Origin of the sequence: Bradyrhizobium sp. ORS 375, assembly GCF_000239775.1 — a bacterium.
GTDB lineage: Bacteria > Pseudomonadota > Alphaproteobacteria > Rhizobiales > Xanthobacteraceae > Bradyrhizobium.
This window is the reverse complement of record NZ_CAFI01000125.1, coordinates 19126-27074: the sequence shown is the minus strand read 5'-3', so window position 1 is coordinate 27074 and position 7949 is coordinate 19126. Positions and strand designations below refer to the sequence as shown.

The window sequence follows — 7949 nt, the reverse complement described above, 5'->3', positions numbered from 1 at the left end:
CCGTCATGCCCGGGCCTGTCCCGGGCATCCACGTCGTCCTCAGGATGCCGGACGACGTGGATGGCCGGGACAGGCCCGGCCATGACGCCTTGGAAGCAGGCGAGCTCAAAACCTCGATCGTCAAACGTCGTGCCCGCTTCGCACATATGGGCTCCCCACCCCGGCCCCTCTTCCGCCCTCCCGCCCGTCCTCCTCACCGCGGACTCTCCCATCCCATGACCATCGAAGTCATCGCCCTCTTCGCCATCCTGTTCGCGCTATTGGCCGGTGGCCTGTGGATCGGGCTCACGCTGGCCTTTACCGCGACCTTGCTGCTGGCGATGTTCCGCTCGATTCCGCTCGACAAGCTGCTCCCGCAATATGCCTGGAACATCCTGACCACCCAGGAGCTGCTGGCGTTGCCGCTGTTCATCCTAATGGGCGAGCTGTTGTTTCGCACCCGCCTGTCGCGCTCGCTGTTCCAGGGCCTCGCCCCCTGGGTCGGACTGCTTCCGGGCCGCCTGATCCACGTCAACGTCATCGGCTGCACCATCTTCGCGGCGATCTCCGGCTCGTCGGCGGCGACCACGCAGGTGATCGGCCGGATGTCGCTCAACGAGCTGTTGCGCCGCGGCTACTCACGGGACATCGCGATCGGCTCGCTCGCCGGCGCCGGTACGCTCGGCTTCCTGATCCCGCCGTCGAACATCATGATCATCTATGGCGTTCTCGGCGACGTCTCGATCCTGAAGCTGTTCACCGCCGGCGTGCTGCCGGGCCTGCTGCTCGCCGCGACCTTCATGGGCTGGGTGATGCTGCACACGACCCTCAAGACGGAAATGGTGCCGAAGGCGGAGGCGCAGCTGTCGCAGGTGCCCTGGGCCGAGCGCTTCGCTGCGCTGAAGGACCTGGCGCCGGCCCTGTTCCTGATCGCCTGTGTGCTCGGCTCGATGTATGGCGGCCTTGCCACGCCCTCGGAAGCCGCCGCCGTCGGCGTGCTCGGCGCGGCGTTGGTCGCCTTTTTCCAGGGAGCTCTATCTCAGCAGGTCATCCGCGACGTGATGATCGGCTCGGTCATCACCTGCTCGATGATCGCGCTGATCGTGCTCGGCGCCTCGATCCTCGGCAATGCCGCGGCGTTCCTCGGCATCCCCCAGGCGGTGGCGGCCTTCGTCAAGGGCCTCGGCCTGTCGCCGTTCATGCTGATCACGGTCCTGATCGTGTTCTATCTGATCCTCGGCTGCTTCCTCGACGGCTTCTCGATGATCGTGATGACCCTGCCGATCGTGCTGCCGATCGTGAAGGGCGCCGGCTTCGACGAGGTGTGGTTCGGAATCTTCCTGGTGCTTGCCGTCGAGATGGCCCAGATCACGCCGCCGGTCGGCTTCAATTTGTTCGTCATCCAGGGCCTGACGGAGGACGGCCTCGGCTACATCGCCCGCGTGACCGCCCCCTATCTCGCCATCATGGTCGCCTTCGTGCTGCTGCTCACGTTGTTTCCTGGCATCGTGACGATCCTGCCGCGACTGCTCTACGGGTGATCCATGTGACGTCGACGAGATCTTTCCACGCCGTCATTCCGGGGCATTCGCGCGCAAAACGGCGAAGCCGTTTTGAAGCAGCGCGAATGAACCCGGAATCCATAACCACGAAAGGTGACGGTGCAGCGAGACGGGGACGGCGTCGGTCTTCGAACAGACGGCCAGTCGTGGTGATGGATTCCGGGCTCGCGCTTCGCGCGCCCCGGAATGACGACCGAGTTGGCGTCCGCGCGATGCGAGCGGCCGGGTCAGGCTGCGCGCATGCCGTCGAGAAACTTCTGCACCTCGCCCTTCAGCCGCAGGCTCTCGCTGGACAGCGCCTGGGCCGAGGCGAACATCCGGTTGGAGCTTTCGCCGGTCTCGCCTGCCCCGCGCGCCGCGCTGCGAATGTTGTTGACGACCTCGGCGGTGCCGCTCGCGGCCGAGCGGACGCTCTGGGTGATGTTCTGGGTGGCGGCGCGCTGCTGCTCGACTGCGGCCGAGATCGACGCGGCGATCTCGTTGATGCGCTCGATCGTGGACCCGATCGCCTTGATGGCGTCGACCGATTCCTGCGTCACGGTCTGCATGTTGGCGATCTGGCTCGAGATCTCCTCGGTCGCCTTGGCGGTCTGCCCGGCGAGCGTCTTGACCTCCTGGGCGACGACCGCGAAGCCGCGGCCGGCGTCGCCGGCGCGCGCGGCCTCGATGGTGGCGTTGAGCGCCAGCAAATTGGTCTGCTCGGCGATCGAGGTGATCAGCTTGACAACGTCGCCGATGCGGTTGCCGGCGTCGGACAGCTCCTTGATGCGCTGGTCGGTCGCGGTGGCCTGGTTGACCGCTTCGGCAGCGATCGCGTTGGATTCCTGCACGCGGCGGATGATCTCGGCGATCGAGCCGGACAGTTCGTCGGAGGCGGCCGCGGCCGTGCGGACGTGCTCGGAGGCGGTTTCGGAGGCGCCGGCCGACTGTCCCGAGAGGTCGGCCGTGGTGCGCGCGGCCTGGGTCAGCTGGCGCGCCTCGCGCTCGAACTCGCTCGACGAGGTCAGCACGTTCTCGATGATACCGCCGATGCTGGCCTGGAACGAGTCGACGAAGCGCTGCAACTCGGCCTTGCGCTGCTCGACGGCCGCGGTTGCCGACGCCGCCTGCTCCTCGCGCATCCGACGCCGCTCGCTGGCGGCGCTGCGAAACACGACCAGGCTGCGCGCGATCTCGCCGATCTCGTCGCCGCGCTCGTCCGACTTGATCTCGACGTTCTCGCGTCCCTCGGCGATCGCAGTCAGCGCCTCGGTCACCGCGCTCAGCGGCTTGGTGACGCGGCTCACGGCCAGCATCGTCAGCCCGAGCACGAGCAGCGCAGCCACGACCGCGGCGATGATCATGGTCTGCATGGCCTGCGACAGCATGGCATCGAGTTCCGCCATGGGCACGCCGACATAGAGAATGCCGATCACCTTGGCCGCGGGATTGGTAATGGGGAAATAGGCTGTCATGAACGGCTTGCCGAACAACACAGCCGGCCCTTTATAGGCCTCGCCACGGCGCAGCAGCGCCTGCGCGGGATGATCCGCGGCGAGCTGCGTGCCGACGGCGCGGTCGCCGTTCTCCTTCTTGACGTTGGTCGAGCGGCGCACGAACTGGCCGTTGTCGTCGACAACAAACAGCGTTGCGCTGCCGCCGACATAGGACACCGCGCGGTCGACGATGGCGTGATCCTTGATCTCCGGTATCGCCGGGATCTCGATGCGCGTGACCGTGCCGTTCTGCACGTTGACCTTGGCGTCCTTGAACGTCTCGTTGAAGGTCAGCGCGAAGGTGCGCAGATTGCCTTCGATGTCGCGTTTGGCGCGATCGGCGAAATCGTTGGTGAGGGACCAATAGGCGGCACCGACCACGAGCGCCGTGTTCAGCGCGATGACGACGACGGCACCGACCAACGCCTTGGTGCTGAGCTTCAATTTGACGGACACGTCAGAAACCTTCCGAGGGAACTGCAACTGAATCTCAAAGTGCCCGTATTTGGTTTCTATCCAATTATTTTCCGGCCGGAAGAATACTGACATCGCCGGAAAAGCAGCAACAAGATACCTGCGCAATGTCTCCCACCCCCATCATCGTATGGTTTCGCGAGAGCCTTCGACTATCCGACCACCCGGCGTTGTATGCCGCTGCCCAGACCGGTGGACCGGTCGTTTGTAGTTACATCTACGATCAGGAGAGTCCCGGGCTTCGACAACTCGGCGGAGCAACGCAATGGTGGCTGGCGCAATCGTTGCGCGCGCTCCGGGCTGAGCTGCAGGCGCTCGGCACCGACCTGGTGATCCGCCGTGGGCCGGCCGCGAAAGTGCTCGGCCAGCTCGCGCGCGAAACCGAGGCCGGCGCCGTGTACTGGAACGATGTCGCTCAGGCCGGACCGCGCGGGGTGGCCGCTTCCGTCGAGGCAGGCCTCGGCGACATCGGCGTCGCGTCGCGTGTGTTTCCGGACGACCTCCTGGTCGATCCGGCAACCATGAGCGGCAAGGATGGGCGCGGCCCGCGCGTGTTCACCCCGTTCTGGAAGCGCGTGCTGGCGCTCGGCGATCCGGCGAAGCCGCTGCCGACGCCGGTCAGGCTGCCGCCGGTCGCCGGCATCGCCAGCCTCGGTATCCATGAGCTGGCGCTGGAGCCGACCAGGCCGGATTGGGCGGGCGGCCTGCGCACCACGTGGCAGCCCGGCGAGCGCACCGCGCAGCAGCGGCTCCGCGGCTTCCTCGAGAGTGCCGTCAGCAGCTACGCCGCCGATCGCGACCGCCCCGACATCGACGCCACCTCACGGCTGTCGCCGCATTTACGGTTTGGCGAAATCAGCCCGCGGCAGATCTGGCACGCGGCCCGTTTCGCCGCGGAAGAGCGCCCGGCGCTAGCCAAGGGGATCGACAAATTCCTGAGCGAGGTCGGCTGGCGCGAGTTCAGCCGCCACCTGCTTTACAACAATCCCGACCTCGCCACCCGCAATCTGCAACCGTCGTTCGATCCGTTTCCCTGGACGCAGGACGATGCCGCGCTCGCCGCCTGGCAGCGAGGGCAGACCGGCTATCCGATCGTCGACGCCGGGATGCGCGAGCTGTGGCACACCGGCAGCATGCATAACCGCGTCCGTATGGTGGCCGCCTCGCTGCTGGTCAAGCATCTGCTGATCGACTGGCGGCAGGGCGAACAATGGTTCTGGGACACCCTGGTCGACGCGGACGCCGGCAGCAACCCGGCGAGCTGGCAATGGGTCGCCGGCTCCGGTGCGGATGCCGCGCCCTATTTCCGCGTCTTCAACCCCGTGCTGCAGGGCGAGAAGTTCGATGCCAATGGCAGCTACGTGCGGCGTTGGGTTCCCGAGCTGTCGCGCCTTCCTGCGGGGCTGATCCACCAACCCTGGGCGGCAAAGCCGCTCGAGCTCGCCGAGGCCGGCGTTACGCTCGGCCGCTCCTACCCCGCGCCGATCGTCGATCACAAGCACGGGCGAGAGCGTGCGCTGGCGGCGTATGCGAGCTTGCGCACAAGTGATTAGTTGCGCTCGCTTTGACAGCTGGGAGAATCCAGCTATCGTCGTAGGGTTTCCAACACATCGGGGGACCGATATGGACGACACCACACTGACCGACCCGACCGTCGCCGCACCGGGCACGCCGCCCGAGGCTCCGGCCGATCCGATCACTGCCGCAGCGCCGAAGGCGAAGCGGGCTGCCAAGAAGCCGGCCAAGAAGGCCGCGAAGAAGGCCGCACCGAAGCGGGCCGCTGCCAAGGCCAAGAAGGTTGCGACCAAGAAGTCGGCCAAGAAGACTGCAAAGAAGACCGTGAAGAAGGCGGCGAAGAAGACCGCGAAGAAGGCCACCAAGAAAGCGGCCAAGAAGACGAAGAAGGCCAAGCGCTAACCTGCTTGATCGGGACCGAGGGTTGGGTTCTCACCTGTCCTGATGGTCTCGGCGAAACAATCCAGTGCCCGGTAGTGGGGACGATCTGGCGCTGGATTGTTTCGTGCGTTTGTTCGGGCTTGCTGCCGCGCCCATCTGACGGCCGGCCGGGAACATATCTGTCGCGGGCGCCTTAGCTTCTCCCAAGATGATGGGAGATGCGACGCTGAGGTGCCGATGAGGCTAGCGCGGAGCGGATGCCGGCCAGAGCAGCGCCGGCTCCTCGGACGGTGGCGGCGGTCAATCGCCTGCGGTGGCCTGATCATCGCCTTGTCCGCCTCTGCCGCCCATGCCGAGGCTGCCGCAGGCAGTCACGGCTCCGAGGTTCTGCTGCTGGTGCAGGTCGCGTTGCTGATCGGCGTCGGCCGCGGCCTCGGCGAGCTGATGCAGCGCGTCGGCCAGCCCTCGGTGCTCGGCGAATTGCTGGGCGGGCTGATGCTCGGGCCTTCGCTGCTCGGCTGGTTGTGGCCCTCCGCCCAGGCCGCGATCTTTCCGCACGAGCCGGCCCAGACGGCGATGATCGAGGGCCTGGCACAATTCGGCATCCTGCTGCTCCTGCTGCTCACCGGCATGGAGGTCGACCTGAAACTGGTGCGGCAGGTCGGCCGCCCGGCCGTGACGATCTCGGTCTTCGGCATCGCCCTCCCGTTCGCCTGCGGCTTCGCGCTCGGCCAGTGGATGCCGCAGACACTGCTGCCGCATCCGGAGGCGCGGCTCGTGGCGTCGCTGTTCCTCGGCACGGCGCTGTCGATCTCGTCGGTCAAGATCGTCGCCGTCGTGGTGCGCGAGATGAACTTCATGCGCCGCAATGTCGGCCAGATCATCGTGGCCTCGGCGATCATCGACGACACGCTCGGCTGGATCATCATTGCCGTGATCTTCAGCCTCGCCTCCCGCGGCAGCCTCGACCTGCGCGGCATCGCGCAGTCCGTCGTCGGCACATTGCTGTTCCTGAGCTTCAGCTTCACGATCGGACGGCGCCTGGTGTCCATCCTGATCCGCCTGGCCAACGATCACCTGGTCAGCGCCTCCCCCGTTGTCACAGTCATCCTGCTGCTGATGAGCATCATGGCCCTGATCACGCATCTGATCGGCGTGCACACGGTGCTCGGCGCCTTCGTCACCGGCGTGCTGGTCGGAGAGTCCCCGATCCTGACGCGGCAGATCGACGAGCGACTGCGCGGCCTGATCACCAGCCTGTTCATGCCGGTGTTCTTCGGCCTGGCCGGCCTCGGCACCGATCTCACCCAGCTCCGCACGCCCGACCTGCTGCTGTTCACCGCTGGCCTCGTGGTGGTCGCAAGCCTCGGCAAATTCGCTGGCGCGCTGGCCGGCGGGACGCTGGGCGGGCTCACGCGGGACGAATCGCTGGCGCTCGCCAGTGGCATGAATGCGCGCGGGTCGACCGAGGTCATCATCGCCTCTATCGGCCTGTCGATGGGCGTGCTGAGCCAGCCCTTGTTCACGATGATCGTGACCATGGCGGTCCTCACCACGCTGGCGATGCCGCCGATGCTGCGGGCCGCGCTGCGCCGGCTGCCACCTGATCGCTCCGAGCAGGCCCGGCTCGAGCGCGAGGCCTATGAGCGCACCGGCTTCATGGGCAGCCTCGAGCGGCTGCTGCTGGCGGCCGATGACAGCAACAGCGGACGTCTCGCTGCGCGGATCGCTGGCCTGCTCGCCGGCCCGGGTGGACGCCCCGTGACGGTCATCGACGTGGGACGCCTCCGGCACGCGGTCCAGCCGCCGGTCGAGGCTGACGGTCCCTCGCGCTCCGAGGCCGTCGTCAAGGACGCCGCCCAGCAAGGTGCGCGGCGGACCCAGACCGACGGGGATGTCGATGTGACCACGCGTGCGCCGGCAGTCGGGCTGCATGAGGCGGTCGAGGAAGAGGCGCGCAAAGGCTTCGACCTGATGTTGATCGGCATCGAGCAAGGGCTCATGTCCGACGGCAAGTTCAGTCCGGCCTGCCAGGAGATCGCCTCGGGTTTTGAAGGCCCGCTTGGGCTGGCTTTCACGGCCGCGAACGCGTCCGGCGAACCGGCGCAGCAGCCCAACATCCGCATCCTGGTCCCTGTCTCAGGCCGCGGCGTCTCCCGGGGCGGCGCGCAGGTCGCGATTGCCCTCGCGCATGCGCAGCATGCCGCGCTCCACCTGCTCTATGTGTCGACCACGCGGGGCAGCGGCAGCGGCGAGCGATCCGCCGAGGAGCAGGACCGTGCCAATCAGGTTCTCAGCGACAATGCGACCGCGGCCCGGCGATATGACCTCCAGGTGACGACGAGCACTGCCGCGACGGCGCCGGACGTCGCGATCCTGGACGAGGCGGCCCGGATCGGAGCTGACCTGATCGTCCTCGGCGTCGACCGGCTCCAGGGCCCGACGCTCGACTTCGGCGCCATGATCGCCGCGGTGCTTGCCAATTCGAAGGTGCCGTTGCTGGTCGTATCGGCCGGAATGTCCACCACGGCGCGCCGCAATGATCCCTGATCGCGTGCCGAGA

The 7949-nt window shown here is 67.0% G+C and carries 5 protein-coding genes; 4 read left to right on the top strand and 1 reads right to left on the bottom strand.

The window, feature by feature from the left end:
• Positions 1 to 215: 215 nt before the first annotated feature.
• Positions 216 to 1520 carry a TRAP transporter large permease gene (locus tag BRAO375_RS11185; protein WP_009027585.1) on the top strand — a complete coding sequence of 435 codons (1305 nt, stop codon included), beginning with the start codon at positions 216 to 218 and terminating at the stop codon, positions 1518 to 1520.
• Between the two features lie 248 nt (positions 1521 to 1768).
• Here BRAO375_RS11185 and BRAO375_RS11180 read toward each other — a convergent pair whose 3' ends face one another.
• A complete protein-coding gene (locus tag BRAO375_RS11180; protein ID WP_009027584.1) occupies positions 1769 to 3472 on the bottom strand; it encodes a methyl-accepting chemotaxis protein in 1704 nt (567 codons plus the stop codon).
• 125 nt (positions 3473 to 3597) lie between these two features.
• Between BRAO375_RS11180 and BRAO375_RS11175 the strand changes: the two genes are divergently transcribed.
• From BRAO375_RS11175 to BRAO375_RS11165, 3 genes are all read left to right on the top strand, one after another.
• The gene (locus tag BRAO375_RS11175) at positions 3598 to 5043 is read left to right on the top strand and encodes a cryptochrome/photolyase family protein (protein ID WP_175345314.1); all 1446 of its coding nucleotides are present in this window, start codon (positions 3598 to 3600) and stop codon (positions 5041 to 5043) included.
• 70 nt (positions 5044 to 5113) lie between these two features.
• Positions 5114 to 5407 (top strand): hypothetical protein, encoded by a 294-nt coding sequence (locus tag BRAO375_RS11170; protein WP_009027582.1) that lies wholly within the window; start codon positions 5114 to 5116, stop codon positions 5405 to 5407.
• A 216-nt stretch (positions 5408 to 5623) separates the two neighbouring features.
• Positions 5624 to 7936 carry a cation:proton antiporter domain-containing protein gene (locus BRAO375_RS11165; protein ID WP_009027581.1) on the top strand — a complete coding sequence of 771 codons (2313 nt, stop codon included), beginning with the start codon at positions 5624 to 5626 and terminating at the stop codon, positions 7934 to 7936.
• The last annotated feature ends 13 nt before the right edge of the window (positions 7937 to 7949 follow it).

Bases quoted from the DNA above. Each gene is read 5' to 3' on its own strand.
- BRAO375_RS11185 (WP_009027585.1), top strand. From the start codon at position 216: ATGACCATCGAAGTCATCGCCCTCTTCGCCATCCTGTTCGCGCTATTG.
- BRAO375_RS11175 (WP_175345314.1), top strand. From the start codon at position 3,598: ATGTCTCCCACCCCCATCATCGTATGGTTTCGCGAGAGCCTTCGACTA.
- BRAO375_RS11170 (WP_009027582.1), top strand. From the start codon at position 5,114: ATGGACGACACCACACTGACCGACCCGACCGTCGCCGCACCGGGCACG.
- BRAO375_RS11165 (WP_009027581.1), top strand. From the start codon at position 5,624: ATGAGGCTAGCGCGGAGCGGATGCCGGCCAGAGCAGCGCCGGCTCCTC.